Below are 26,054 nucleotides of genomic sequence, written 5' to 3'. Positions count from 1 at the left end.
GGTTTATCGCGTTGCTTCTGCAAGAAGCCCAAACACCGAAAAAACCAGTGGTTTTCGCTCGAGATTGTAGGTCTCCGTCTCGCGCGCGGCGTTGTTGATCTTTTCCCATACCTCCGCGAGCCGTGCAAGACGAGGAAGATTGGCGTTCGCATCGCCGGCGCGGAAACGCTCGCCGATCCAGCAGTCAACACTGTCGACAAAGGCACCGAGCGCGGCGCGATCGCTGCCGCCGAGCGCATCGCCCAGCGCGTGGAGTTCGCGCGGGTCGACCTGCGGAAGGCCGTCCAACAACGCCGTCGTCCGCTGATGAAGCTTCAGCGCGCCGCCTCCCGCGAGAGCCAGCGCTCGCGCCACGCTTCCTTCCGCCGCGTCGGCGGCGTCCCGCAATGATGCATCGTCAAACTCGATCTGCGCTGCTTCGGCGGCTGCCCGGATCACATCGTCGGTCGCCAGCGGCCGCATCATCAGCTTGCGGCAGCGCGACTGGATCGTCGGCAACACCCGGGCCGGCGCGTGGCTGACCAGCAGAAACAGCGACTGGCGCGGCGGCTCCTCGAGCACCTTGAGCAGCGCGTTGGCAGCGTTGGGGTTGAGTTCGTCGACGGTATCGACGATGCACACCCGCCAGCCGCCCACGGCCGCGGTCGAGCCGAAGAAGGCGATTGTCTCCCGGGTCTGCTCGACGCTGATAACCGTGCGCATCACGCCCTTTTCGTTAGGCGTCCGCTCCAGCGTCAGGAGTCCGCCATGCGTGTCGGCCGCGACATGGCGGGCAACCGGATGCATCGGGTCCAGTTCGAGCGTTTTCGCCGATTGCACCTGCGACATGGCGGGATCGCCGTACGCAAGCACAAACCGCGCCATGCGGTAGGCCAGCGTCGCCTTGCCGATCCCCAGTGCGCCACCGATCAGCCACGCGTGCGGAATGCGGCCGCCACGGTAGGCGTCGAGCAACGTTCGCTCCGCCTCGTCATGACCGAAAAGCGTGGTGGTTTGGCGCGGATGGAGGACCGACGTTTCCGCGGCGGTGGAGCGGGCGATCATGCGCGTTTGACGTTCTTGGCGGGGTCCGCCGTCAGCACGCGGTCGCGCAGTGCCGTCCACACTCCCGCGGCGACGGTATTGACGTCAGCGTTGGCGTCGATCACCACGCAGCGTTGGGGGTCGCTGGCGGCGATGTCCCGATAGGCGTCGCGGAGTTTCTGGTGAAACGCAACGTCCTCGGCCTCGAACCGGTCGGGCGCATTGCTGCCGCGGCGAGCGGCGGCGCGCTGCATCCCGACCTCTACCGGGACGTCGAGGATCACGGTCAGGTCAGGCTTGAGATCGCCAATGGTGACGCGCTCCATCGCGTTCAGCACGCCGGGCAACACGTTCCCCAGCCTGCCCTGATAGGCGCGGGTCGAATCCGCAAAGCGGTCACACAGCACCCATATCCCCTGCTCCAGCGCGGGCTTGATGACCGTATGCACGTGGTCGTCGCGCGCCGCTGCAAACAGCAAGGTTTCCGCATACGCGCCAAGCATTTTTCCCATGCCGGACAGCACCAGGTGGCGGATGATTTCGGCGCCCGGCGATCCGCCGGGTTCGCGCGTAACGATAGCCTGCAACTTCGCCGCATCGAGGCGCTCGGCGAGGAGTTTGATCTGCGTCGATTTGCCGGACCCCTCGCCGCCTTCGAAGGTAATGAAGCGCCCTCGCAGTGGGCCCACTTTGGGCGCGGTCTCGGTCATCAGAGCTTCTCGGCGCCCGAGCGCACCATCCCGACGACAAGCTCCATCGCCCCGTCCATCGCGCGGCGCATGGTCGAGCCAACACCCACGGCGTCCGTGGCATGAACCGGCGTTTCGACCGCGACTTCCTTGCCGCGCCACACCTTGATGACGCCGATGGGCCGCCCCGGCGCGACCGGCGCACGCACCGGCCCGGTATAGACAATGCGCGCGAGCAGCTTGTCGCTGCCGTTCTTCTGAACCATGACCTGAACCGGTTCCGATGCGGCGACCCGAACGGAGCCGCTGTCGCCGCCAAACACCTTGGCGTAGCCGATCGGCTGTTTCGCGGCGAACAAGGTTCGGACCTCAAAATTCCGAAAACCCCATTCCAGCAGCTTCTTGGCTGCGGCCGCGCGGTCGTCCGCGCTCTCGAGGCCGTTCACCACGACGATCAGCCGCGTGCCATTCTGGGCGACCGAGCCGACCATGCCGTAGCCACCCTCCTTGGTGTAGCCGGTCTTGAGTTCGTCAGCCCCGTCCATCGCGGTGAGCAGCGGGTTGCGGTTGAACTGGCGGATCTTGTTCCAGGTGAATTCGCGCTCGCCGAACAGTTTGTAGAAATCCGGATACGTCAGGATGATATGGCGCGCCAGCGTAGCAAGCTCACGGACCGTCATCTTGTTGCCGGGATCGGGCAGGCCGTTGGAATTGGCGAAGGTCGAGCGGGTCATCCCCAGTTCCCGCGCCCGCGCTGTCATCTTTGTCGCGAAGGCGCTCTCGTTACCTGCGATACCCTCTGCCAGCGCCATGCAGGAGTCGTTGCCGCTCTGGATGATCGCGCCATGCAGGAGGTCGTCGACGGGAACACGGCTGTTGATCGCCGCGAACATGGTCGATCCGCCAGCGGGCGCCCCGCCCTTGCGCCAGGTGTTTTCGCTGATGAGGAACTCGTCGGTAAGCTTGATCTCGTCTTTCCGGATGGCGTTAAACACCACCTCCACCGTCATCAGCTTCATCATGCTGGATGGCGCCCGAAGCTCATCCGCATTCTTTTCGAACAGCACGCTGCCGCTGTTGGCCTCGACCAGAATTGCGGTCGGGGCGTTGGTTTCGTAGACCTCTTCCTTCTTGGCGCCCTGCACGCTGTTGTTGGCAGCCAGCGCGACGCCATCGAGGCCGATCGCGAGGACCACGACGGCGGCCATCAGACCGTGCCAGGCTAACCCAAGGCGTCTGTCCGGCGTGGAAGATCTGGTTGTCATGCGCCGCGTTCCGAATAGGACGTTCTAGAGCTATTGCGGCTTTGATGGAATCAAAGCCATGCTCTCAGCATATTGTTTTGACGCGTTTTCTTTACGCGAACCGGTATCCATCCTCGGGTCAGGCCCGAGAACATGCTTCGCTCGAAAACGCTATAACAGTTGGGGCCATCGCGAACAACACGGCCGCGCCCAAGGCGCGTTGGGGCATTCGATACGGCTGACTGACCGGTTGCAGATGAGCGGCGCTTAATAGAGTCCGCGTCCCGAGAGCAGTTCGCTCGGTCCACGCGGGTCGATGGGCGCATAAGCGGCGACCGGGCGGACATCACCCGTCGCGTCATCATTGCTGGCGTCGTAGGACACCGCCCGCGGCTTGTCTCGCATCTGCGGGTGCGGCCGGACGCGGCCGGACGCCGACATTTCGGACGTCGCATTGATCGAGGCGGTGTCCATCGAGGTATGTCCGAGCGTATAGGGCCGGCCATCCGGTGTCGGAACATCACCGCGGATCGCGCGTTCGGACGGCGCGAGTTCGGGCACGAACGGCCGCGCCGACGCGATCCTCACCGTGGATGGCGAGGGAGCCGGTTCGCCGGTTCGCAGTGTCGCCATCAATTGCCGGTCATCCGAACCTTCAAGCGGCGCACGTCCGACATATTCGACCTGCACCCGGGCGACACCATTCCGCTTGAACTCCAGCAACTCAGCAGCCTTGTTCGAAACGTCGATCAACCGGTTGCCGTGATAAGGCCCGCGGTCGTTGACGCGTACGACGAGGGATTTGCCGTTACTCATGTTAGTCACTCGCGCGTAACACGGCAAAGGAAGTGTCGGATGGGCGGCTGACAGCGAGGCCATGTCGAAAACCTCACCGTTGGCGGTCAGACGGCCATGGAAGTCGTCGCCGTACCAGGAAGCGAGCCCTTGAGCACGGTAATGCGTGTTTTCCTCGGGAACGTAGACCCGTCCCGCGACCGTATAGGGTTTGCCGACCCGGTAGGTCCCGCCCCCTTTCGGGACCGACTCGCCGAAGGCGACGACCCGTGGACTGGTCGAAACTCCATATTTTGGATCAATCCGGCTGAGTTTGCCCGATGAGCCGCAACTGGCCAGCATGAGGCATGCGCCTGCAACCGCCACAGCGCGTGCAGCACGTCCAATTTGATCTGAATCTGGTTTCCCCATCCGTCCCCAAGACCCATTCCCGAGCGCCATGCAACGCATCGTAGCGCCGGTCAGCATGATAACGGCGGCCCGCACCTTACCAAGCCATGAGCATATCTCCGTGCAAACACGGCGGAAATGGGGAGAGCCTGTGATTGACGAAATGCGTGGTAAATCAAAGCTTGCTTCCCGGCACGATCGGGTCGACCTCCGCGCTGGACTGATCGAAGGTTACTCCGACCCGGTTCTTCTTGATCCAGATCACCTGGCAGCGCCGAATCACGCGATCCTTCTCGGTCATGAGTTGGAAATGCGACGGGACAAAAGTCGGATCCGGGACTTCGATGGCAGCTCCCTCCGAGGACACATTCAAGAGCCGGCACCGCATGCTCCATCCGCCAGCGGCAATGTAAGCCGGTTCGTCGATCTCGACGCGCGGATGTTTGCGGCGATCTTCCATCGATGAGTTCATTGTTTTGTATGGACGCACGCACGCTAGTCCGGATTCAAGCGCCATCACGATCGTGATGTGGTGCAACCCCACGCTCTTCCGGCGGGGTGCATTCTATCGTGGCCAGCCTAACGAAACACAAATGCCCATGGAGTTTAAGACAGCGTCGGGCCGCATTCTCACCTTTCGCAAGAGCGCGTCGCCCCCCACCCCGCGGAGATGCATCAAACCCTGACCCATTTAATTTAAAGGCGAAAATCGAGCCTGGCGATCAGCTAAAGGCAAAAATCAGAATAACTAAGTATGCATCTGTAAAATCTTCTATTTTATATTGTTGAAGCTGATTTTCGGCTGGAAATCGACGGCGGTGTGACCTGTCTCGTCGGTGTATCCGGGCTCGACCTTTGAACCAACCCAGTCCGTATCGCGGATAGAATTGTCCTGCCGTGATCAATCCGTAGAAAACCTATTCACATTGCGCTACGACGAGGCGTGCGCTAAGCGGTCAAAATTCCTGAGACGGAAGGGTGGCCGAGTGGTTTAAGGCACCGGTCTTGAAAACCGGCGTGCCCGCAAGGGTACCGTGGGTTCGAATCCCACCCCTTCCGCCAGTCTTGTTACCATCGTCCGTAATTTACAATAGTTTCAGTTATTTAGCGATAAATACTGCACTTGCTTGCGAGGTGACGCCTGCTTTCGATCGCGGCGCTCGCGTACCACACAGCGTCTGAGTCAAAGGGTTGGCTGACATCACAGTGACGCTAATCCACCAATGATTCGCAGGTGCTTCCCGCTGCTGAAGGGTAATCGCTAACCGCCTAGCTTCTGCATCACTGCGTCGACGTTCTCGTCGATCGTGTACGTCGGATTTTGGGGATTAGCCGTGTGAATCCACGTTTGCGTTCGGTCTGCAGAAGTAGGCGTAACCGCGATGATGTGAGGCACGTTGACGAAGATATCGTGGCCGGTGGTGGCGTCAGTGAGCTGGACAAATTTGTTCATCGAGATTTCCTGGCTTTGTAATCGGTGCTGCGGAACTCGCAGCGGATTATGGTAGCCCAGCGGGTCAAAGGGCTGAAGGTCATTCCCAGCTGCTGCAGCTATCAATCATGCACAGGCAGTAGCGGTCGGCGGCATTGGAGTCGGCTACGGACGTACGCCGTCCGACGAAGTGAACAGCTCAGTGCGCAAAGGAGTCCTTCCAAGCTGGCGAACATGGCACCCGCTCGTTTTCCTTGCGCGCATGTCCTTGCAAAAGCTCCCCTCGGCAAGGATGACCCGCCGATTCGATCGGCAACCCCGAAAGCAAGAAGGGCATAAGTGGCGGGCAAACCGGAAATTGACGGGGATCGGTAAAAAGGCCCGACACCGTGAAGCGCCGTAAGCGCTCAACCGCTGCCCCATTGATGTGGGCTTGACGTTTTGCGGAATCTCCAGGGCATGAGGTCTTCGATTTTGCTTTGAGGATGGCCGGCGATGATTGCCTCGAGTGTTTCGGCGATGTAGGCGACGGGGTTGACGTCGTTGAGCTTGCAGGTGGCTACGATCGACGCCAGCAAAGCCCAATTCTCGGCTCCAACTTCATGACCAGCAAATAGCGCATTTTTTCTGGTCAGGCACACCGGCCGGATGGCGTTTTCGACCGGATTGGTGTCGAGCTCGAGACGTCCGTCTTCGAGGAAGCGGGTCAGCCCCGGCCAATGATTGAGCGCGTAGCGGATGTCCTGGGCGAGTGTCGAGCTGCTGGAGATCATCGACAGCTGTTTCTCGAACCACGGCTTCAAAGCAGCAACGACAGGCCGCGAATGCTCCTTGCGCGCGGCCAGTCGGATGTCCGGCGATGAGCCGCGCACCGTGGCTTCGATGGCATAGAGAAGCGCAATCTGCCGGACCGCGTCTTCGGCGATCGGCGATCTGCTGTTGCGCGCCAGCTTGACGAAGCGCCGACGCAGATGACTCCAGCAATGCACGAGCGTCCAGGGGCCTTGCGGTCGCGCAACGCCGGTCAGCCGATCATAGCCCTCGTATGCGTCGCATTGCAGGAAGCGCCCGTTAAAGCCGTCCAGGAACTGCCTGGCGAAAGCGCCGCTGCGTCCGGACGCATATCGGAACAGCACGATCGGCGGACTTGGGCCGCTGTGGCCGCGGTCGTCGGAGACAATAGCCCAGAAGAAGCCTTTCTTCGTCTGGCCGCGCCCGGGAGCAAGCACCGGCGCCGTGGTCTCGTCCATGAACAGGCGATCCGCCGCCGCCAGTTGGCGGCGCATCCGATCCCCAACAGCCTGGAGATGGAAGCAGGCGCGGCCGGACCAGTTCCCCAGCGTCGCCCGGTCGAGCCGGATCCCTTGTCGCGCGTAGATCCCGGCCTGCCGGTAAAACGGCGTATGATCGCCGAACTTGGCGACGATCACTTGCGCAATGGCCGCTTCGGTCGGCAGTCCGCCAGGCACGACATGCTCCGGCGCGTGCGCCTGAACGACCGCGCCCGAGCAGCGGCGGCAAGCATATTTTGGACGACGCGTGACCAGCACGCGCCATTGCGCCGGGATCACGTCGAGACGCTCGCTGACGTCTTCGCCGATCTTCGTCATCGCGCCGCAGCCGCAGGGACACAGCGTGCTCGCAGGCTCGATGATCCGCTCCACCCGCGGCAAATGCGCAGGCAGGCAGCCCCGATTGCGATGACGGGCTTGATCTGATGCGCCGCGCGATCGGCCCTGGATAATCGCTGCCGCGTTCTCCTGCGCCGCGTCCAGGACGCCTTGCGCGATCTCGACGTCTTCGAGCGGCAAATGATATTGATCAGGCCGCAGCTTCTCGGACTTCGCGCCGAACTTCTCGCGGCGAAGTTCTCCGAGGATAACCTCCAGCCGGCGCCGCGCCTCTTCCGACGTTGCCAGCGCCGCCTGATGCTCGCCCAACGTCGCTTGCGTTTGCGCCAAAAGCGCCTTCAGGCGTTCGTTCTCGTCGCGCAGCGCCGCGGTGTTCATGCGCTATTTCCAGCACATCGCCGCCGTTCTCGCCATGCGCAAAGAGCGTCCCGAGTCACTCTGCCGCAGTTATCCCGCCGCTTGCGGACGCCGTGCTTCCTCCGGACGGACCAGCCTCCAGTCCAAACCTTCAAACAAGGCCGCAAACATCGCCGGCGATACCCGCATCACGCCATCCGCAATCGTCGGCCACACGAACTTGCAGCCTTCGAGCCGCTTGTGCACCAACACCAGGCCCGTGCGATCCCAGACCAAAATCTTGATCCGATCCGCTCGCCTCGATCGGAACACGAACGCCGCGCCGCAGAACGGGTCGAGACCAAGCATCTCCTGCACCTTCGCCGCAAGCCCATCGTGACCACAGCGGAAGTCGACAGGCCGCGTCGCGATGTAAATCTTCAACTCCGCGCCAGCAGCGATCATCGTGACGTCCGCACCGCGCGGATCACCTGTGATAGTTGCTTCTCGCCGATCGCCGCGTCCGTCCGCACGACGATGTCACCGATCGCAATCTCAATCTTGACCATCGGAACGTGACGCTCGTCTAACGGCTCTTCCACAACCAGCGGTGCGAAGCTTGTCGTCGGAGAGTCGCACGACGGCAAGCCGCCTCTCTGTCGAAAGCGTCGGCGCCAGTCGTAAATCTGCCAGCGCGTCGCACCATGCTTGCGCGCCACCTCCGCTACCTGAGCGCCAGGCAATAAACTCTCGGCAACGATCCGAGCACGCTCAGATTCCGAACGTACGCGCCGCCCCGTCGGTCCCTCAAGCACTTCAAGCCGGCTGACTATTCCAGTCGATGAGCCGTCCAAATGGACGTCCTTTTTGCCGTCTAACACCATCCAAAACCTCCGTCACAACCGGAGGATTCTTCGCATGTTCGATGCTAACCCGATACAAGGGGATCAACTGAGCGCTTACGAAGCGCCGGGCTAGTTTGGGAGCGGGACGTGGCCCAGAGTGGGCTTGGCGTCCACACATAGGGGTACTGATGATTCGTGTCGGCCCGATTTCATGAGGCCAACTTAGTCGCGCCATCCACAAGCAGAGCGCATCCCTTTTAGGACTGTCACTCATTTGGGGTTCGCGTCATCTGAACACCCGCTGGCCGCCCGCCGTCACGGATGCACGCCTGATAGGCTAAGGTTCAACACACACGCCCCCGCCCATATTCCACGCCCTGCCCGCTCCGCTTCTTTCCGAGCGCCCGTACACATTCCGCTAGTGGCGCGGCCAATCAAACCCGACGCCACGTCGTCTTCGCGCAGGACAGCTGCGACTATCTGCAGGCGGCACGACTTGGCCGCTTATTATCTCGTCACATGATCGTGATGCGCCAAAGGATCGACAGTAATTGAAGTTGCGCTATTTTTTTGAGGCTGATCAACCCTGCCTTTGGGAGACGTGACATGTCAGATCATAGCGAGATCGTGTACTCGACGTCGGAAGGAATGGATTATCCGGCGCATGAGCAGCAGTTCAAGACCTTCGTCAAGATTGGGACGATTGCTACAGGGACCATAGCCACCATTGTCATTTTGATGGCGATTTTCCTCACCTGATTCCGCTCGTCGTTCCGGTCGTCCCTGACTTCAGTTCGCTAGTAATGTGGCTGGTGCTTTAGTCGTGTGTGGTATCGGCTTGGCTCCAGCCACTCCTGAAACGCTCCCACTTCCCGCTACGTTATTGCGCCGCTAGCGCTGCCGTTTTCCCTCGCGCGCTTTGCGGACAGCATCAAACGTTCTTTTCTCGTCTGCTTCCCCCTGTTCGAACCAATGGCCGGCAGGATGTTTGGAAATGCGGTGAGCAAAAAACGAGGCAGGTTGCCACGCGTCATGATCCTTCTTTGTAAAAATAATGATGCCGTCGCGCGTAAAGTACGACGGGCCTGTAATCTTACAATCGACTGGAAGCTGAAGGCGCCAAAGATCATCTTTTGACATCTTTTCGGGCAGAACGACGTAGTCGAGGAATACAGGGCTGCCGATTGTGCAGTGTCCTTTGTTCAAAAGATTGCCTAGGGTCCGGACTCATAACCAGTAACTGACAGCCGCAGCGATGCAGACGGCTGCGAGGAAATTGATTGCGAGACGATCGTATCTGGTGGCGATGCGACGGAAGTCCTTCAGGCGACAGAACATGCGCTCGATGGCGTTGCGGCTTCGATAGAGGACGGGCGAGAAGCAATTCTTCCAGCCTCGGTTCGCCTTGGGCGGGATGTTCGGCATCGCACCCTTTCCCTCGACCTGTCGGCGGATGGCATCGCTGTCATAACCCTTATCGCCGTGCAGGATCGCGGAACGTGGCATTTCTTCGAGCAGAACCGCTCCAGCGGTGCAATCGGCTATCTGACCCCCGGTCAGCAAGAACGCGACGGGACGACACTCGGCGTCGGTCAGAGCATGGATCTTCGTGGTCCGCCCGCCGCGCGATCGGCCGATGGCCTGCTGATGTTCCCCCCTTTGCCGCCAGATGCGCATCGATGCGCCTTCACGGCCGAGCTATCGATCAGGACCTGCGCAGGAGGTCCGCCGGCCGTTGCGAGTGCCTGGAATATGTCTGCCCATACACCCTTCGCTGCCCAGCGGACGAAGCGATTGTAGAGTGTTTTGCGCGGACCATAGACCTCCGGCGCATCGATCCAGCGCCCACCGGACTTCAGCACCTGGATGATGCCGCTGATGATCCGCCGATCATCGACCCGTGGCTTGCCGCGCGTATCGTTAGGCAGAAGCGGCTTGAGCCGAGCGAACTGATCCTTCGTTAGCCAAAAGTAATCGCGACTCATGAGGGGCCTCCTGTCGGAGACCGTGAATCATAAACTCAGCGCGGAAGGAATAATTTTATGGGTCCCGACCCTAATCCCCCCTGCTCGGTAATGACAAAATCGTAATTGGACGCATCACGTAAGAAGGTAACGTTAGGTTCCGGGTAGCCGTCTGCCACCTCCCTAGCGATTAGAGACAGCGCAAAGGGTCGCCAGCCGAGTTCTATCGTCTTCGCGTAGCCTGGTCCGACTGACATGGCGCCATCAGTCGATACATCCCATGTGATTGTGTATTCGTCGTCGAGCGTATCGCTTTGACTCCTGGCCCACGAAAAGGACGCGGCCTCTCGGTTGGTCTCCCACCCTCTCGGGACAAAATGGGCGACCTCGGCAACGTGAGACAGTACATCATCTATCGTCAATCCGTCCTGCGCTCGCCACGTTGTGTTGACCCTTTTTATCAATGCATCTTCGGCGTATGCGCGGCCAAGAATCACACCTGTTATTGCGAACGTAGCAAAGAGCAACGGCCAACGATGGGTCATGAGATTCTTGCGCCTGAACAAGTTGCTTCATACGCTGAATCCGCTCGCCTGTGAATTGTATGAGAAACTAAGATTGAAGTTCGTGAAGTTTTCGGTAGCGTCGCTCGATAACGTTGCTCGGAGATTTTGAAAATGGACTTTGAAATGGTTTTTGCGGCCGCCTTGCTCACTGACGACATACTCGCCGCGATTCATGACCTTCATGCCTACGCAAACGGCGGCGGGACCGCCATCAGCCGGGACAAACTCCGCGAAATCGTCGATAAATACGTGACCTTTGACGAGAAAGATTTTCCTGAGCTTCGCCGCGATGCGGATTGGAGCGCTGTTGTGGCGTATTGGCGCGAAGCGGTCGCGGACATGGAAAAGGCGAGCAAGGGAGAAATTCCTGTATACAAATAGGCCTCAAGAGCAAACGCGGAAGCAATGGGGTTAAGGCAGGAAGCATCTTAAACGAAGCCTGATCCGGAAAATGATCAATGCAGGCGGTTTTGAAAAGTGAGAAAATATTACGCCTCTCGGGTTTGAGCGGTAGCTGGTCCGAACGGGAAGCGGGATAAGAATAAGCATAAAGCAATCAACCGACTTCGCCGAGACAAATGTCTCCCACAAATTCATCACATATCGCGTGTGCGTTCGCGACGAACCCTCACATAGCAGCGTTAATCCGAACGCGCCGATTATCAGAAAATGCAGTAGAGCCTTCTGCTGCGTTGTTTTTTTATGTTTGGTTTGAACTATTGCCCGGAATCGTCAGACGTAGAATGTGAAGGACAACCTTCACAATGGCCGCCACATATCATTTCAAGCGAGCCTCACAATTCCAGCGTTATCCTTGCCATTTAAGAGAATATGAGGAGATCTCTATGAACAAGACTCCAGTCGCTATTTTATTCGCGTTTGCGATCGGCATGTTTGCAAGCCCCGCGGGTGCGGCCCCCGTAGGTCAAGTGGTAGCCGCGTGCGATAACATGCATAACGCAGGACAAACCTGTAACTACGGGATCAAGGGAAACGCTCTCGTCGGCTGCACGAACTCAACCGTTTTTGTTTGCCCTGCTGACGGAAGCCGGCAGTGCACCGGCTCCAAAAATACAAGCGGCAAGTGTAACGAAGACGGCACGGCTGCCCGCCGAATACCCAGCGCAAAAACCCGGAACCTGCGGGGGGACGACCTTCTCCAGAACATGCAGATGCGATAGCTACCCCGACCAAGTGCCTGACAAACCACTATCGCCGCAATGTCTGCGGCGATAGTCGGATCCCGTAATTGGGCCGGTTGGCGCCCCCCACCTTAGACCATCGGCCGCGGTTATACGTTTCGGGCAGCGGCCTTCGTTGGACGGACTTCGCCCGACCCAAATTTATTTGCTTCCTCCATCTCCCGGCGGAGACAGCGAACCCCAATATTGCCCTTACCGTCTTCCGCAATCGAGAACCGTACGATTGGGGGCGGTGCCGGTCGCCTTTACGACAGGCAAGGATCGTTCTATTTGGCTGGAGGCACAATAACACCATGCCCGTGTTGATGTTTGGCGCAATTATTGGCTGCGGCCTGCTCTTTTATGCCAGCTTTCGCTACGTGCGATCTCATCCAACCCGCAGAGAGGACGAGGCGCCGAAAGAGATCGAGGTCGCGAAAGACGACGAGCGGCCGCGCGGTTGAAGGATTCGGCCGAAGATCGCTCGTGTTTCCTTGACCACGCGAAACACGACAATCTTCGGAAACGAAAATTTTTTTCTGTTCGAGCGACTTCTGTTTGCTTTGGCAGGATCAATCTGAATTCGCTGGATTCGTAAACAGAGACAGTCATTTCCATCGCCTGACAGCGCCCGGCGGCTGCGCGAAGTGATAGGTCCGCACCCCATTTATGTACGGGGCTGCCGGACAGCGCCCTCGTAAAGACAAAAAACCGCCCATTTGCATCTGGATACATGCATTCAGATGCGCTTGGGGACGGACGCGTCAGCAACTTGCGGACTCTTGACCGCGCCGTCGCCATCTCAATGGGGGATAGCGGGTGACTGAAGCCGATCCGACCGACGACGCTCTCGAGGCGATTGCAAACCTCGGCGACGAGCCGGAAACCTCCGATGAGCGGGACGACGGCGGCGTCCCCGAATCGGAGACGTCAGACCGCCCCGGATTTTTCCTGATCGAGGAAATACTGACAACGTCGCCGGCCGCGCCTAACCCTTCTTCCGATCTCTCTTCCGATCCCGCCGAGGACGACAGCTACACGAAGTTCGGGCCCGGCCCGCTCGCCGCCGTCCGGTTCAAGTGGACCACGCGCCGCGACGATCGCGGCGACTATTTCGTCGATGAAACGATCGGCGAAAGCTCGTACCCGCTTGTCAGTGGTCCGATGACAAAAGAAGCCGCGATCAAGTTTGTCGACGAGCGTGAACTCAACGCCCGCCGGCGGTTTGAGGCGCTGCGAAGCGAGATGGCCGGTGGAGAAATCGGCCAGCGCGCCGGCGAGCCTTCCTAAACGAACGGGAAGCCAAATGCCGCGCTAAGCTGGGGCTGAACGCAGCGTAGAATTCATCGGCCTACTTCTTACGAAGTTTAGCTGCCTCCGTTTGCATGATGCCCTTCATTGTAGGGGCAGCGGCAATAACTTTCGGCTTGTCTTTCTTTGGCTTCTTGGTCTCGCGGTTTCCGCGCTGCTCACCTTTAGCCATGGTTCAGTCCTCCGGCCCGGGGTGGGCCATTCCTCACAATAGCACGACGGGATCTTCACCGGTGCGGCATTCGGTATCGGGACCAACGGCGCAGGATTGTAGAGTGACGCAGGTCACTTTTCGGGGATTTGACCGCGGATAAGGTCGGACACGACATTCCGAACCGGACTGGAGGTCCTCATGAAAAAGCTCGCCATCGCCGCCGCGTTGCTGCTGACCGCCTCGACCGCTCACGCGGGTCAAAACTATTCGTTCGAGATCGGTGGGCGCACCGTGCGAATCCATGCGCCGCGCGGCTGCGATTCCCCGTCCTGCATCTCGATCTCGATCCCCGGCCTGTATGACGCTGGACACAGGAGTTTCGACGACGACAGCTCCGACATTCACGATGCACCGCAAGCCGCCGCACCGCCGGCAGCTCCCGCACCAGCGCCTGCGCCAGCAACCACTCTGTCGGCTGCGTCCGCTGTCGTAACGCCGGCTCCCGTGCAACAGGCCGAAACTCCGACAGCGATCCCTGCCGCACCTGCCGCCACTGTTCCGACAACCCAACCCGGTAATCCAACGCCGCCGGCCAGGGAGCAAGCGACCACGACCGTCGTCGCGACCACCGCGCCAGCCGCGGAACCGGTCCAGGCGCCCTCGCCGCCGGTCGCCGAGCCGGTTGGACCGCTCGGTATTTGGATGACGGAAAAGAAGGAAGGACGCGTCCGGATCGAGGAGTGCGGAGCAAACCTCTGCGGATATTCAGTGGATTCCCGCACCGACCGGAACAAGGAAAAGATTTTGATCAACATGAAGCCCGCTGGCTCCAAGTGGAGCGGGAAAATCTACGATCCGAAAAGCGGCAGCACCTATAGCTCGACCATTGCAATGAAGGGCAAGGACGGCCTGCGCGTACAGGGCTGCGCATTCGGCGGCATGTTCTGCGGTGGCCAGACCTGGAGCCGGGTGAACTGATCGACTACACGCATGACAGACGAAAGCCCTGCCGCATGCGGCAGGGCTTTTTGATTCGGTCAGCCGCCGACCTTGCCGGCGTATTGCGTGTCGGTGACCTGTTCCATCCAGGTGACGGCGCTTCCGTCGAGGGCCTCATGCACCGCGATGTGAGTCATGGCAGTGGTTGGCGCCGCGCCGTGCCAGTGTTTTTCTCCCGGCGGTATCCATACGGTGTCGCCGACACGTATCTCGCGGATCGGGCCGCCCTCGGTTTGCACCAACCCGACGCCGGACACCACGTACAGGGCCTGACCGAGCGGGTGAGTGTGCCATGCGGTGCGCGCGCCCGGATCAAATGCGACGCTCGCGGCCAGGACGCGCGAGGGCGCATTCGCAGCGGCGATAATCGGCTCGACCAGAACCGTGCCGGAAAAATACTCCTTAGGCCCAGGTTTTGCCGGCCTCGAACCTGCTTGATGGATATCCATGTTTGACCTCCTCGGTTGCCGCGCAAGACGCGATGGCGCCTATGTTCGTTCTCTATTTTCTCGCCTTCGATGCCGCGTAGCGTTGCCTGGTCTCCGCATTCATTGGATAGAGGCCAGGCAATGCCGCCCCGCCATTTACCTGATCGACGATCCAGGCTTCCGCTCGCTCCTGCTCCGGTGCTCCGGCCAGGACTTGATCGAGCATTGCCTGCGGGATCACCACGGCGCCGTCCTGGTCGGCGACGACGATGTCGTTCGGAAACACGGCAACGCCGCCGCAGCCGATCGGTTCACCCCAGCCGACGAATGTGAGACCGGCGACCGACGGCGGCGCGGCAAAACCGCCGCACCATACCGGAAGGTTCGTGCCCAACACACCCTCTGCGTCGCGCACGACGCCGTCGGTGATGAGAGCCGCAAGAAAGCCGGCCCGACCAGCCGCTGCTGTCCGAGACGCAGCGGCCGCGAACCGCGTATCCACACGTTGCGCAAGCCGTTCTTGAGAAGGACCGTGGTAATGGTCGCCGTCGAAACGTGCGAAAGTGTAGCAATGGCTTCAGCAGAAAGCGGCATAGGAAAGACAACTCTACGTAGGTGACTGGCGCCGCTTTTTGCTGGTGCAAGCGTCAGGCCGTGCCTCGGCCCGCTGCAACGCGCGGCGCGCATTGCCATCGATTAGAACACCTTATTGCGCTTGCAGCCAATAATTTATTGAATTTGCGCATTATTCCTGCAACCGGATTCCACCCGGCGTCAAAAAAACGCTATGGCTGGATCTGTCACTGACAAACCCGGTTGATCGGTCATGACCGCGCCTCTGTCTCCTCGCCTTCTGCCTAGCGGCGATGCGGCCATCACGGTGGAATTCGGCCGCACCATCGACGAGCAGGCCAACCGTCGCGTTCTAGCGCTCGATCGCGCGCTTGCGGATGCGCCGATTGATGGCGTCACGGAAACCGTGCCGACCTACCGATCGCTGCTCGTTCACTACGATCCAGTGCGGATTGGTTTTGATGAACTCGGCGAACGGCTGACGGCACTCGCCCGATTGCCGGCGCCACCGGCGACTGCGGCCCGGCGCTGGCGCATCCCTGTCGTCTATGGCGGCGAGCACGGCATCGATCTCGAGGACGTCGCGAAAACGCTGAACACGACGCCTGACGATATCGTCACACGCCACATCGCCGGCCACTATCGCGTCGCCATGATCGGGTTTACGCCGGGCTGGTCCTATCTCAGCGGCCTCGACGCTTCACTGCAAATGCCGCGGCGACAGAACCCGCGCCTGCTTACGCCTTCGGGCACGATTTCGATCGGCGGTCTTCAGGCCGGTATCCAATGCCTTGCCGGCCCCAGCGGTTGGCACCTGCTCGGTCGGACCGCCGTGCGCACTTACCAGTTCCGCCGCGATCCCGTATTCCTGCTCGAACCCGGAGACGCCGTCACGTTTTATGCGGTCGACGACAGGCAGTTCGCCGAACAGGATGGCGCGGCGGCGCGCGGCGAGTTCGTCGCGGAGCTGGTGACCCCATGAGCAGGCTTGTCGTCACCGCTGTCGGGCCCGCGACGTCGGTTCAGGACGGCGGACGTTACGGCGCGCAGCGCTATGGCCTGACGCCGAGCGGCGCGATGGATCGACTCGCGCTGGCGGCCGCCAATTACCTGGTCGGCAATCTGCCTTTTGCCGCCGCGATCGAAGTCGGGCCGTTCGGCTCGGCTTTCGTCGCCCGCGATGGCAAGGTACGCATTGCGCTCGCGGGCGCTGTGCGGAATGCCGACGTGGCGGGCCGCCCGCTAACATTCAATGAATCCTGCACGCTCAACGACGGCGATAGCCTGACGCTCGACGGCGTGCGCGGCGGTACCTTCAGCTATCTCGCCATCGAAGGCGGCGTGAAAGGTGAGCCGATGTTCGGCAGCCTCGCCGTCAACGCACGCGCCGGTCTTGGCAGCCCGTTTCCGCGGCCGTTGCAGGCCGGCGACACCCTCGATGTCGATGCTGCAAAAGCCGTAACCGAGCGACGGATCAACGTTCCTGCCTCATCCGATGATCCGATCCGGGTCGTGATGGGTCCACAGGACGACGAATTCGGCGAGGCGAACGATCTGTTCCTCCGCAGTGAGTGGAAGATCTCGGCGACCAGCGACCGCATGGGCTATCGCCTTGAAGGCCCGACCATCAAGCATCTGCACGGCCACAACATCGTCTCCGATGGTACCGTAAACGGCAGCATTCAGGTTCCCGGCAACGGACAGCCGATCGTGCTGATGCCGGATCGGGGCACTAGCGGCGGCTATCCGAAGATCGCGACCGTGATCACCGCCGATCTCGGCCGCTTCGCGCAAATCCCCGCTGGCCGCACCTTCCACTTTCAGGCGGTCACCATGGCCGAGGCCCAGGCCGAGGCCCGCGCGATGGCGGAGCTGTTGCGAACCCTCCCCGACCGCGTCCACGACGTGCGCAATGTCGACCTCAGCGACGCGCTGCGGAACGCCAATATCGCCGGCTCTGCGGTGAATGCATTCGACAGCGGAACGTGGCAAACTTGGCCTCCTCCGGAGTCATAACCATTCGCTCTCCGCATTGGAGCAAAAATAATGACGATCGATCTCAATTGCGATCTCGGCGAGAGTTTTGGTGTTTGGTCGATGGGCAACGATGCCGCGATGATCGACCTCGCGACATCCGTTAACATCGCCTGCGGCTTCCACGCCGGCGATGCCGACACCATGAAGAAGACTGTCGATCTCGCCAAAGCGCGCGGCGTCAGCATCGGCGCGCATCCCGGCTATCGCGACCTGCACGGCTTTGGCCGCCGACCGATCGTCGGCCTCACGTCGTCGGAAATCGAGAACCTTGTCGCCTACCAGATCGGCGCGCTGCAGGCGATCGCCACTATGGCCGGACACCGGGTCACGCATGTGAAGGCGCACGGCGCGCTCTCCAACGTCGCCTGCGAGGACGACATGACCGCGCGTGCGATCGCCTCGGCGATCAGGGCGGTCGATCCCGATCTGGTATTCGTGGTGCTCGCGAACTCGCGCCTCGTCACCGCGGGTGAAGCCTTCGGCCTGCCAATGGTGCACGAAGTGTTCGCCGACCGCGCCTATGAAGAAGACGGATCGCTGGTGTCGCGGCGCAAACCCGAAGCCGTCCTTCACGACGCGGACGCCATCGCCCGGCGCGTAGTGAAAATGATTCAGTCCGGAGAGGTGGTCTCGATCACCGGCAAGCCGATCAAGATGCGGATGGACACAGTCTGCATCCATGGCGACACGTCTGGCGCGGTCGACATCGCGCGGGTGCTGTGCAAGGCGCTCAAGGATAACGACATTGCGATTGCGCCGTTCAAGACGGCGAAATAACCGTTTCGATCAGAAAGGATGGACCGACAGCGAGCCGAATACCACGGCGGCAATCAGGGCGAGCGAGCCGTATAGCGCAAATGTCTGGACCCGCACCATCGTGCGCCCGGTCAGGCTACCGGCGCTAACGCTCAGGCGAGTCTCGTCGGATCGTTGGTCCATCTTCGGTCTCCGGCTCGGCACGCGCTACAATGAACGACGGTTCCCGCTGACGGCAAGATCGGTGAAGGAAATAACGATGGGATTCTTCAAAACGTCGGATATCCGGACGGAAATTCTCCGCAAACACACCCGCGAAAAATTCTGTTCGCCGGCATTTCGACCGTTGCCTGCAAATTCTAGGGTTTGAGGATCGCAGCTCCCGTCGTCTGCCGGCCTTCCAGGTCAGTATGCGCCTTCGCCGCATCCTTCAGGGAATAGGCATGGTTGATCGGAACGTGCAGCTTTCCATTGATGACGGCGGCGAACAGCGTATCGGCGCCCTCAAGCAACTCCCTGCGGGTCGCCACATAATCATTCAGCTTCGGCCGCGTCGCAAACAGCGAACCGTGATTGTTAAGCTCGGCCAGCGCGAATGGCGGCACCGGGCCGGAAGCGCTACCGAAGCTGACGAACAGGCCGCGTGGCCGCAGGCACGACAACGAGCCCGGAAAGGTCGTCTTGCCGACGCCGTCATAGACCACGTCGCACAATTCGTTGCGGCTGATCTGCTTGACGCGCGCGACGAAATCTTCCTCGTTGTAAAGGATGACGTGATCGCAGCCATTGGCCAGCGCGAGATCCGCCTTGGCCTTCGATCCAACGGTGCCGATGACGTTTGCACCAAGCGCCTTGGCCCACTGACAGGCGAGAAGCCCGATCCCACCGGCCGCGGCATGGATCAGCACGCGATGACCATGCTCGACCTTGAAAGTTTTGTGCAGAAGGTACCACACCGTCAGCCCCTTGAGCATCAGCACCGCGCCCTGCTCGTAGGTGATGTGGTCCGGCAACTTGACCAGCTTCTCGGCCGGAACGTTGCGCTCGGTCGCGTAAGCGCCGAGATTGACATAGTAAGCGACGCGGTCGCCGGGATGGAAATCGGTGACGCCCGGCCCAACGGCCACAACTTCGCCGGCGGCTTCGTTTCCGACGACAAACGGCATGGTTGGTGCCTTGTAGAGGCCGGTGCGATAATAGACGTCGATGAAATTCAGGCCGACGGCATGTTGCTTGATGCGAACCTCGCCCTGCTCCGGCGCGGGTAAGTCCACGGCCTCATAGACGAGAGCCTCTGGACCGCCCAACTGATGAACGCGCACTGCCCTGGCCATCGTTTCATCTCCCTACAACCTGCGCTTCGGAGAGCGAAAGGCATTGAGCCTATATTGTCAACTCGAGCGCGGGAGCGCCTCCAAAAAGCTCAACTGGCCGCCCTGTTGCGTTTGCGGTTGCGCTTGGCGAGCACGTTGAACATTTCCACTGCCGCGGAGAACGTGATCGCAAAGTAGATATAGGCGCGCGGGATGTGGAATTGGAATCCGTCGGCGACGAGCGCGACCCCGATCAGAACCAAAAACGCCAACGCCAGCATCTTGGTGGTTGGATGCTCGGCGACGAACCGCGCCACCGGTCCCGACGACACATACATGATGATACAAGCGATAACGACGGCGGCGATCATGATCTCGAGATCCTGCGCCATGCCGATCGCGGTGATGATGGAGTCCAGTGAGAACACCATGTCGATGATGATAATCTGAACGATGATCCAGAAAAATGCACTCGATTTCGACTTTTCGGCCACCTCTGACTCACGCGCTTCGACCTCGGCATGAATCTCGTGCGTTGCCTTGGCGATCAGGAAAAGGCCGCCGCCGATCAGAATGATGTCGCGCCAGGAAAATGCAAAGTCCGTCACCTTGAATACCGGCTCGGTCAGGCCGATCAGCCAGACCAGAATGCTCAGCAGAAGGATACGGAAGATCAGAGCCAGCGCCAGGCCGATCTGGCGTGCCCGCTTCGCCTGCCGCGGCGGGATGCGAGAGACGATCACCGACAGAAAGATGACGTTGTCGATTCCCAGCACGATCTCAAGCACCGTCAGCGTCAACAGCGCAGCCCATGCTTCCGGACTGGTCAGCAGTTCGATCATCAGTTCTCTCGCTTCAGGACACGGATCACGGCATCGCCGCAGATGACATAGAGAGCGATGACGCAGAGCACGGCAGTGACCGGCATCGCCACATTGAAATCCTTCGCAATGGTCAGGATCGCCAGCGCAGCCCATACGGCGATCAGCGACAGATTGAGCCCGCGCAACCGTTTCACCCGCACCGGATGCAGCACGTTAATGGGCACGAATGTCAACACTATGAGCAAGGCGATGCCGAGCGTCGATGCCGCGGGCGAGAGATGCAGCAGGAACAGATAGAAAGCGGCCGCGTTCCAGAGCGCCGGAAAGCCGCGAAAGTGGTTGTCGGCCGTCTTCATCCGGCGGTCGGCGAAATAGAGCGCACCGCTAACCACGATACCTACGCCCAGCAACGGCGCGGCGATCGGCAGCAGCAGGCCACTTCCAATAATGGCATAGGCAGGAACGAATACGTAGCTCACGAAGTCGACCACCAGGTCCAGCACCTCGCCCGACCAGTCCGGTTGTACGGCTTCGACGTTCAGCCGCCGCGCGATCGGCCCGTCCAGACCATCGATCACGAGCGCGAGCCCAAGCCAGGCGAACATGGCCGCCCAATGCTCCCGCACGGCTTCAAGCAATGCGAGCAGCGCAATGCCGGCCCCCATCGCCGTCAAAACATGGACGAACAAAGCGGCGGCTCGCGTTGTTCGGGGTCCGGGTAGCGGATCTTGCCGGCTTGACTGGCTCATTTGCCATCTTTGCTATCAGGAATCGCGGCGGTTTGCATAACGGTCCTTGCGGCGTTCCGCCGCGCGAACGGCCGGAATAGGAATATGAGTGGTCGACGCTGAACAATGTTCGCTTGCGGGCTTGAAAATGCAGCTGCGAATGTTGATTGTCTGCATATGAACGAGAGTGCGAAGCCGGGTACCATTTACGACGTCGCCGTGGTCGGCGGCGGGCCTGCGGGACTGGCGACGGCGATCGCCCTGTCCGATGCTGGGGCGCGCACGGCTTTGATCGCGCGTCGCGTCGCCTACGGCGATAACCGGACGACGGCGCTGCTCGGCGGCTCCGTCGATCTGCTACGGCAGCTTGACGTATGGGCCCGCTGCGAGGCCGATGCCGCTGCGCTCCGCGTCATGCGGCTGGTCGACGATACCGGCCGTCTTATCCGGGCGCCGGAAGTGCGGTTCTCATCCGACGAGATCGGACTCGATGCGTTCGGCTACAACATCGAAAACCGCACGCTGATGGCCGCCATGGAGGCGCGGGCCGCGGAAGCCCGGAGCCTCACGCAGATCGATGGCGAGGCGGAGCATGTGACGCCCGACGATGCCGCGGTCACCATCACGACGCGGCAGGGAGAGACGTTGATTGCGCATCTCGTTGTCGGCGCCGATGGACGGCAGTCGCTTTGTCGCAAAGCCGCCGGCATCAGCGTCACGCGTCGTGCGCTTGATCAGGCTGCATTGACGTTCAACATCGCTCATGCCCGGCCGCACAAGAATATCTCGACCGAATTTCACACGCCGCATGGTCCTTGCGTTTTTGTGCCGTTGCCGGGAGACCGCTCCAGCGTCGTGTGGGTGGCCTCGCCGAAGGAGGCCGAGCGGCTCAAGGCGCTCAGCGACGATGACCTGGCCGAAGCCGCCGAACGGCAATTGCATTCGATCCTGGGACGGCTTCATGTCGAACCGGGGCGGAATCTGTTTCCGCTCGGGATCGAGCGACCCGCGCGCTTCGCAAACAACCGCATCGTGCTGGTCGGTGAAGCCGCCCATGTCCTGCCGCCGATCGGCGCGCAGGGTCTGAACATGGGCCTGCGTGATGCTGCTGACATCGCAGACATTGTCCGCAGCGCTCTGTCGTCCGGCGAAGACCCCGGCTCGCCTGGGGCCCTCACGCGATTCGAAACGGCGCGGCGCAGTGACGTGCTGAGCCGGACCTTCGCAATCGATGTGGCCAACCGGTCGCTGCTGAGCGATTTCCTGCCGACCCAGACCGCACGCGCGCTGGGGTTGCAGCTGATCGGCCGGATCGGCCCGCTCCGACGCCTTGCCATGCGCGAGGGCCTCGCGCCGTCGTGGCGTCAACGTCAACACAGCGAAACGCGATCCGGGCGGTCTTGAACAGCCGCGCTGGTCGGCCGCAAGGGCGTTTTCGGGTTTCGTGAGCCCGGCGAAACACAGCCGCCCAAACGGGCTCAGGGAACCCGATTCCTCAGTTAGCCTCTAGCTTCGGCCGCAATCCTAGTCTATTCGACGAGATATGGCAAAAGCGCGTACCGCCAGGTTTCAGATCGGCCAGATCGTTCGCCACCGGATTTTTTCGTTTCGGGGCGTGATTTTCGATATTGATCCGATTTTCAACAACACGGAAGAATGGTGGCTCTCGATCCCGGAGAATGTCCGGCCGCATAAGGATCAGCCATTCTACCATCTGCTCGCCGAGAACGCGGATTCCGAATACGTGGCTTACGTGTCCGAGCAGAACCTTCTGCCCGACGACTCCGGCGAGCCGATCCGGCATTCGCAGGTGCGAGAGATTTTTGTCAAAGACAAATCCGGCAGCTATCGCCCCCGCAATCCGTCACTGAACTGAAGGCGGGTCTTTCGACCGTTACTCGCCAACAAAAAAGCGCTCCACAAGGAGCGCTTTTTCGTTTGCCTTCCCGAGAAGCGCGAGGCGGTTCACTCCGCTCAAAAACGCTCTTTTACTTGGCAGGTGCCGTGCCCGCATTCTGCTGGGTTGCCTCGAGCTTCGCGCGCGCTTCAGCGGCCCGCTTTTGCAGCTCTTCCTGCAGCTTCTTCTGGGTCTCCTCGAACACCTTCGGATCGGTGGGCGGCCCGTCATAAGCCTTGGCGAACTCCGCCAGCGGTAGCGGCAACGTCAGCGGCGCGCCGTTGGAATTGATCGCCTGAACGACCAGGTTCTGACCTTTCTTGAGGTTCGCGAGCATCTCCGCCGTCAGTTCGTAATCTGACATGCAGCCGTTGGCGAAGCAGATCACGTAAGGGCTCTGCTGCGGCGGGTTGCTGTCGATGATGATGCGCGTTCCGTGGACGAGTTGCATGCCGAGCGGTAGCGTAACGCGGAGGATCTTCTTCGGCTCGCCTTCTGGCTCGATGATGACCGCTGCGATCACCGGCTGGCCGGATTCGATCCGCCCATCCTTGCCGGTGAAGCAGACCTGCTTGGCCTTCGCGTCCTGACCCTTCAGGCAGAACTTGGTCCAGGGTGCGTAGATCAGCTGTACCTGTTGGTCGGCTGGCGCCGCCGCCGGGGCGGCCGGGGCCGCCGCGGGCGCCTGCGCTGCCTTAGGAGGAGCAGCCGCCTTGCCCTTGGATGCGGCGGGCGGATGCTGAGCGAAAGCATCAGACACAAAAGGTACAGCCGCCAGCGTCACCGCGGCCAACAGGGCAAAAGCCCGTCCGCGCGGCAGGGCCGTCGCAGCCAAGAGACGGAAATTCATTGCGGAAAACCCTTTCTGAACGAAGGCACCTGAACCCCGTGACTCAGGCACCGGCACCCGACCATTGGCGGCTGTCTCTTAGTGAAATGAGGCGGTTGCGTGACAAGCCGCACTACCATGGTCAATTGCCCGCCTTCAATACAGCGGCGGGTAAAAAGATCAATGGCAACAGATGTTTTCACATCCATTCAGGACCGTACGGGGCTGTGATAAAATTCCGGTGTGCACAAGGCCGAATCAAAGCGGACCCCGAGTTTGCGATCGATGCCGCGCTACCGCAACCGGATAGGAGCCTGTTTGGGCCTCGCGGTCGGGCTGCTCGTTGCGGGGACCGAGGGGATTTCGGCGAGTCCGAGTTACGCTATCGCAATGCACGGCGAGCCGGCTTTGCCGGCCGATTTCAGCCAGATGCCCTATGCCAATCCGGACGCGCCCAAGGGTGGCCGGCTGGTTCAGGGCCTTCCGGGCAGCTTCGACAGCCTCAATCCCTTCATCGTCAAGGGCTTTGCCCTCCAGCAAATACGGGGGTTCGTGGTCGAGAGCCTGATGGCCCGAGGCAACAACGAACCCTTCACGCTCTATGGTCTCCTGGCGGACAGCATCGATACCGATGATGCGCGAACCCATGCCACCTTCCACCTCAACCCGCTGGCGCGTTTCTCCGACGGGCAACCCGTTCGTGCCGAAGACGTGCTGTTTTCCTGGCAACTCCTGCGCGACAAAGGACGCCCCAATCATCGCCAGTATTATTCGAAGGTCGCAACGGCAGAAGCGATCGATGAGCGCACGGTGCGTTTCGATTTCGGCGGAGCCAGAGATCGCGAACTGCCGCTGATCCTCGGCCTGATGCCGATTTTGCCGAAACACGCGATCGACGTCGCGACTTTCGAGCAGACCTCGATGGCGGCGCCGTTGGGTTCCGGGCCGTATCACGTAACTGCGGTGAAGCCCGGAGCCAGCGTCACGCTGACCCGCAATCCGGACTATTGGGGACGTGACTTGCCAATAAACCGTGGCCTGTGGAATTTCGACGAGATCAGGTTCGACTTCTATCGCGAAGCCAACAGTCAGTTCGAAGCCTTCAAGCGCGGACTGTACGACTTTCGGGTCGAGAACGAACCGCTGCGCTGGCACGACGGATACAATTTCCCGGCCGCCCGCAACGGCCAGCTCGTTCGCGACGCCATCAAGACTGGCCTGCCTGCACCGTCTGAATTTCTGGTGTTCAATACACGGCGCCCGATGTTTTCCGATATCCGCGTCCGCGAAGCGCTGACGCTGCTGTTCGATTCCGAATGGATCAACCGGAACTATTTTTTCGGGCTCTACAGCCGCGCCGGCGGCTTCTTTGCGGGATCGGAACTGTCCGCCTACGCACGACCCGCCGACGAACGGGAGCGGTCGTTGCTGAAACCATTCGCATCGGCCGTGCGGTACGATATTCTCGACGGCAGCTACCGTCTGCCGGTGACAGACGGTTCAGGCCGCGACCGCAAGGCACTACGCGCCGCCTTCGCACTTCTATCGCAAGCAGGTTACGAGCTTGACGGGACAGTTATGCGTCACCGCTCGACCAAAGCACCCCTCGCCTTCGAAATCCTGGTGACGACGCGCGACCAGGAAAGGATCGCGCTCACTTTTGCACGCGATCTCAAGCGGGCCGGCATCGGAGTCTCGGTACGCTCGGTCGACGGCGTGCAGTTCGACCAGCGGCGGCTCGGCTTCGATTTCGACATGATCCAGAACCGCTGGGATCAATCGCTGTCGCCGGGCAACGAGCAGTCCTTTTACTGGGGCAGCGAGGCTGCCGATATCGCGGGGACTCGAAATTACATGGGCGCGAAGAATCCGGCGGTCGATGCCATGATCGCCGCCCTGCTCGAGGCCCGAAGCCGGCCCGACTTCGTGGATGCGGTTCGGGCGCTCGACCGGGTGCTGATGTCCGGATTCTACGTAATTCCAGTCTACAACCTTCAAGAGCAATGGATTGCGCGCTGGAATCGGATAGAACGTCCGGCAGCGACCGCGTTGACCGGATACCTCCCCGAAACATGGTGGCAAAGGCCGCCGAAGCCGAGCCAGTGACGC

General features: G+C 60.8%; 29 protein-coding genes, 1 tRNA gene and 1 pseudogene. 12 read left to right on the top strand and 19 right to left on the bottom strand.

Annotation, left to right across the window (positions count from 1 at the left end):
• Positions 1-3: 3 nt before the first annotated feature.
• The 5 genes from ACSZOQ_RS07605 to ACSZOQ_RS07585 all read right to left on the bottom strand — a co-directional run bounded on the left by ACSZOQ_RS07605 (position 4) and on the right by ACSZOQ_RS07585 (position 4,601).
• Entirely contained in the window at positions 4-1,044 is a 1,041-nt protein-coding gene (locus ACSZOQ_RS07605) for a DNA polymerase III subunit delta' (RefSeq protein ID WP_439925371.1), read from the bottom strand.
• Positions 1,041-1,733, bottom strand: a complete 693-nt coding sequence (gene tmk / locus ACSZOQ_RS07600) for a dTMP kinase (RefSeq protein ID WP_439925370.1) — start codon at positions 1,731-1,733, stop codon at positions 1,041-1,043. Before tmk ends, ACSZOQ_RS07605 begins: the two co-directional genes overlap by 4 nt.
• A complete protein-coding gene (locus ACSZOQ_RS07595; RefSeq protein WP_439925369.1) occupies positions 1,733-2,977 on the bottom strand; it encodes a D-alanyl-D-alanine carboxypeptidase family protein in 1,245 nt (414 codons plus the stop codon). The genes tmk and ACSZOQ_RS07595 overlap by 1 nt, the downstream gene beginning before the upstream one ends.
• A gap of 246 nt (positions 2,978-3,223) precedes the next feature.
• Entirely contained in the window at positions 3,224-4,162 is a 939-nt protein-coding gene (locus ACSZOQ_RS07590; RefSeq protein ID WP_439925368.1) for a septal ring lytic transglycosylase RlpA family protein, read from the bottom strand.
• A gap of 154 nt (positions 4,163-4,316) precedes the next feature.
• Complete coding sequence (locus ACSZOQ_RS07585; protein ID WP_439925367.1) at positions 4,317-4,601, bottom strand: PilZ domain-containing protein; 285 nt, start codon at positions 4,599-4,601, stop codon at positions 4,317-4,319.
• 512 nt (positions 4,602-5,113) lie between these two features.
• Here ACSZOQ_RS07585 and ACSZOQ_RS07580 point away from each other — a divergent pair.
• A tRNA-Ser gene (locus ACSZOQ_RS07580) sits at positions 5,114-5,203 on the top strand.
• Positions 5,204-5,402: 199 nt separating this feature from the next.
• On the opposite strand, the gene ACSZOQ_RS07575 is transcribed toward ACSZOQ_RS07580, so the two are convergent.
• The 4 genes from ACSZOQ_RS07575 to ACSZOQ_RS07560 form a co-directional block, all read right to left on the bottom strand.
• On the bottom strand, positions 5,403-5,594 hold the full coding sequence (locus ACSZOQ_RS07575; RefSeq protein ID WP_439925366.1) for a hypothetical protein: 192 nt from the start codon (positions 5,592-5,594) through the stop codon (positions 5,403-5,405).
• 386 nt (positions 5,595-5,980) lie between these two features.
• Positions 5,981-7,582: an IS66 family transposase gene (tnpC, locus tag ACSZOQ_RS07570; protein ID WP_439922718.1), complete on the bottom strand. Its 1,602-nt coding sequence runs from the start codon at positions 7,580-7,582 to the stop codon at positions 5,981-5,983.
• 69 nt (positions 7,583-7,651) lie between these two features.
• The gene (gene tnpB, locus ACSZOQ_RS07565; protein WP_439923186.1) at positions 7,652-8,005 is read right to left on the bottom strand and encodes an IS66 family insertion sequence element accessory protein TnpB; all 354 of its coding nucleotides are present in this window, start codon (positions 8,003-8,005) and stop codon (positions 7,652-7,654) included.
• Positions 8,002-8,424 (bottom strand): transposase, encoded by a 423-nt coding sequence (locus ACSZOQ_RS07560; RefSeq protein ID WP_439923187.1) that lies wholly within the window; start codon positions 8,422-8,424, stop codon positions 8,002-8,004. The genes tnpB and ACSZOQ_RS07560 overlap by 4 nt, the downstream gene beginning before the upstream one ends.
• A gap of 567 nt (positions 8,425-8,991) precedes the next feature.
• Here ACSZOQ_RS07560 and ACSZOQ_RS07555 point away from each other — a divergent pair.
• A complete protein-coding gene (locus ACSZOQ_RS07555; RefSeq protein WP_439925365.1) occupies positions 8,992-9,144 on the top strand; it encodes an aa3-type cytochrome c oxidase subunit IV in 153 nt (50 codons plus the stop codon).
• A gap of 132 nt (positions 9,145-9,276) precedes the next feature.
• On the opposite strand, the gene ACSZOQ_RS07550 is transcribed toward ACSZOQ_RS07555, so the two are convergent.
• Together ACSZOQ_RS07550 and ACSZOQ_RS07545 are read right to left on the bottom strand one after the other, a co-directional pair.
• Positions 9,277-9,591, bottom strand: a complete 315-nt coding sequence (locus tag ACSZOQ_RS07550; RefSeq protein ID WP_439925364.1) for a hypothetical protein — start codon at positions 9,589-9,591, stop codon at positions 9,277-9,279.
• A 21-nt stretch (positions 9,592-9,612) separates the two neighbouring features.
• A protein-coding gene (locus ACSZOQ_RS07545) for an IS5 family transposase (RefSeq protein ID WP_439923931.1) occupies positions 9,613-10,370 on the bottom strand; the annotation gives its coding sequence in 2 pieces (ribosomal slippage) (positions 9,613-10,037 and positions 10,037-10,370; 759 coding nt in all).
• Positions 10,371-11,026: 656 nt separating this feature from the next.
• Between ACSZOQ_RS07545 and ACSZOQ_RS07540 the strand changes: the two genes are divergently transcribed.
• The 3 genes from ACSZOQ_RS07540 (at position 11,027) to ACSZOQ_RS07530 (ending at position 13,386) form a co-directional block, all read left to right on the top strand.
• Positions 11,027-11,296: a hypothetical protein gene (locus ACSZOQ_RS07540; RefSeq protein ID WP_439925363.1), complete on the top strand. Its 270-nt coding sequence runs from the start codon at positions 11,027-11,029 to the stop codon at positions 11,294-11,296.
• 1,114 nt (positions 11,297-12,410) lie between these two features.
• Positions 12,411-12,560, top strand: a complete 150-nt coding sequence (locus tag ACSZOQ_RS07535) for a hypothetical protein (protein WP_439925362.1) — start codon at positions 12,411-12,413, stop codon at positions 12,558-12,560.
• A 355-nt stretch (positions 12,561-12,915) separates the two neighbouring features.
• Positions 12,916-13,386 (top strand): hypothetical protein, encoded by a 471-nt coding sequence (locus ACSZOQ_RS07530; protein WP_439925361.1) that lies wholly within the window; start codon positions 12,916-12,918, stop codon positions 13,384-13,386.
• 61 nt (positions 13,387-13,447) lie between these two features.
• Here the strand turns inward: ACSZOQ_RS07530 and ACSZOQ_RS07525 are convergent, their stop codons facing one another.
• A complete protein-coding gene (locus ACSZOQ_RS07525; protein WP_439925360.1) occupies positions 13,448-13,579 on the bottom strand; it encodes a hypothetical protein in 132 nt (43 codons plus the stop codon).
• 180 nt (positions 13,580-13,759) lie between these two features.
• Between ACSZOQ_RS07525 and ACSZOQ_RS07520 the strand changes: the two genes are divergently transcribed.
• On the top strand, positions 13,760-14,539 hold the full coding sequence (locus ACSZOQ_RS07520; RefSeq protein WP_439925359.1) for a DUF2147 domain-containing protein: 780 nt from the start codon (positions 13,760-13,762) through the stop codon (positions 14,537-14,539).
• A 59-nt stretch (positions 14,540-14,598) separates the two neighbouring features.
• On the opposite strand, the gene ACSZOQ_RS07515 is transcribed toward ACSZOQ_RS07520, so the two are convergent.
• Both ACSZOQ_RS07515 and ACSZOQ_RS07510 read right to left on the bottom strand, forming a co-directional pair.
• Positions 14,599-15,009: a (R)-mandelonitrile lyase gene (locus tag ACSZOQ_RS07515; RefSeq protein ID WP_439925358.1), complete on the bottom strand. Its 411-nt coding sequence runs from the start codon at positions 15,007-15,009 to the stop codon at positions 14,599-14,601.
• A 52-nt stretch (positions 15,010-15,061) separates the two neighbouring features.
• Positions 15,062-15,582, bottom strand: a pseudogene (locus tag ACSZOQ_RS07510) (ribonuclease activity regulator RraA).
• 232 nt (positions 15,583-15,814) lie between these two features.
• On the opposite strand from ACSZOQ_RS07510, the gene pxpB reads away from it, so the two are divergent.
• Genes pxpB through ACSZOQ_RS07495 form a run of 3 tightly spaced genes read left to right on the top strand, consistent with a single transcriptional unit; the run spans position 15,815 to position 18,375 of the window.
• Positions 15,815-16,543: a 5-oxoprolinase subunit PxpB gene (pxpB, locus tag ACSZOQ_RS07505; protein ID WP_439925357.1), complete on the top strand. Its 729-nt coding sequence runs from the start codon at positions 15,815-15,817 to the stop codon at positions 16,541-16,543.
• A complete protein-coding gene (locus ACSZOQ_RS07500; protein WP_439925356.1) occupies positions 16,540-17,577 on the top strand; it encodes a biotin-dependent carboxyltransferase family protein in 1,038 nt (345 codons plus the stop codon). The genes pxpB and ACSZOQ_RS07500 overlap by 4 nt, the downstream gene beginning before the upstream one ends.
• Before the next feature lie 30 nt (positions 17,578-17,607).
• Positions 17,608-18,375 carry a LamB/YcsF family protein gene (locus ACSZOQ_RS07495; protein ID WP_439925355.1) on the top strand — a complete coding sequence of 256 codons (768 nt, stop codon included), beginning with the start codon at positions 17,608-17,610 and terminating at the stop codon, positions 18,373-18,375.
• Between the two features lie 9 nt (positions 18,376-18,384).
• On the opposite strand, the gene ACSZOQ_RS07490 is transcribed toward ACSZOQ_RS07495, so the two are convergent.
• The 4 genes from ACSZOQ_RS07490 to pcsA all read right to left on the bottom strand — a co-directional run bounded on the left by ACSZOQ_RS07490 (position 18,385) and on the right by pcsA (position 21,240).
• Positions 18,385-18,537, bottom strand: coding sequence for a hypothetical protein (locus ACSZOQ_RS07490; protein ID WP_439925354.1), 153 nt, complete (start codon positions 18,535-18,537; stop codon positions 18,385-18,387).
• 176 nt (positions 18,538-18,713) lie between these two features.
• On the bottom strand, positions 18,714-19,688 hold the full coding sequence (locus ACSZOQ_RS07485; protein WP_439925353.1) for a quinone oxidoreductase family protein: 975 nt from the start codon (positions 19,686-19,688) through the stop codon (positions 18,714-18,716).
• 89 nt (positions 19,689-19,777) lie between these two features.
• Positions 19,778-20,509, bottom strand: a complete 732-nt coding sequence (locus ACSZOQ_RS07480; protein ID WP_439925352.1) for a TerC family protein — start codon at positions 20,507-20,509, stop codon at positions 19,778-19,780.
• Entirely contained in the window at positions 20,509-21,240 is a 732-nt protein-coding gene (pcsA, locus tag ACSZOQ_RS07475) for a phosphatidylcholine synthase (RefSeq protein ID WP_439925351.1), read from the bottom strand. The genes ACSZOQ_RS07480 and pcsA overlap by 1 nt, the downstream gene beginning before the upstream one ends.
• A 156-nt stretch (positions 21,241-21,396) precedes the next feature.
• Here pcsA and ACSZOQ_RS07470 point away from each other — a divergent pair, with 156 nt between their 5' ends.
• Both ACSZOQ_RS07470 and hspQ read left to right on the top strand, forming a co-directional pair.
• Complete coding sequence (locus ACSZOQ_RS07470; protein ID WP_439925350.1) at positions 21,397-22,623, top strand: UbiH/UbiF family hydroxylase; 1,227 nt, start codon at positions 21,397-21,399, stop codon at positions 22,621-22,623.
• Between the two features lie 139 nt (positions 22,624-22,762).
• The gene (hspQ, locus tag ACSZOQ_RS07465) at positions 22,763-23,095 is read left to right on the top strand and encodes a heat shock protein HspQ (RefSeq protein ID WP_439925349.1); all 333 of its coding nucleotides are present in this window, start codon (positions 22,763-22,765) and stop codon (positions 23,093-23,095) included.
• Between the two features lie 112 nt (positions 23,096-23,207).
• Here hspQ and ACSZOQ_RS07460 read toward each other — a convergent pair whose 3' ends face one another.
• Positions 23,208-23,966, bottom strand: coding sequence for an invasion associated locus B family protein (locus tag ACSZOQ_RS07460; protein ID WP_439925348.1), 759 nt, complete (start codon positions 23,964-23,966; stop codon positions 23,208-23,210).
• 264 nt (positions 23,967-24,230) lie between these two features.
• On the opposite strand from ACSZOQ_RS07460, the gene ACSZOQ_RS07455 reads away from it, so the two are divergent.
• Complete coding sequence (locus tag ACSZOQ_RS07455; RefSeq protein WP_439925975.1) at positions 24,231-26,051, top strand: extracellular solute-binding protein; 1,821 nt, start codon at positions 24,231-24,233, stop codon at positions 26,049-26,051.
• Positions 26,052-26,054: the final 3 nt, after the last annotated feature.

The organism is Nitrobacter sp. JJSN, assembly GCF_051912485.1.
In the GTDB taxonomy this organism is placed as follows: Bacteria; Pseudomonadota; Alphaproteobacteria; order Rhizobiales; family Xanthobacteraceae; genus Nitrobacter.
Note: the sequence above shows the minus strand (reverse complement) of the source record. Positions and strands in the feature narration are given on the sequence as shown.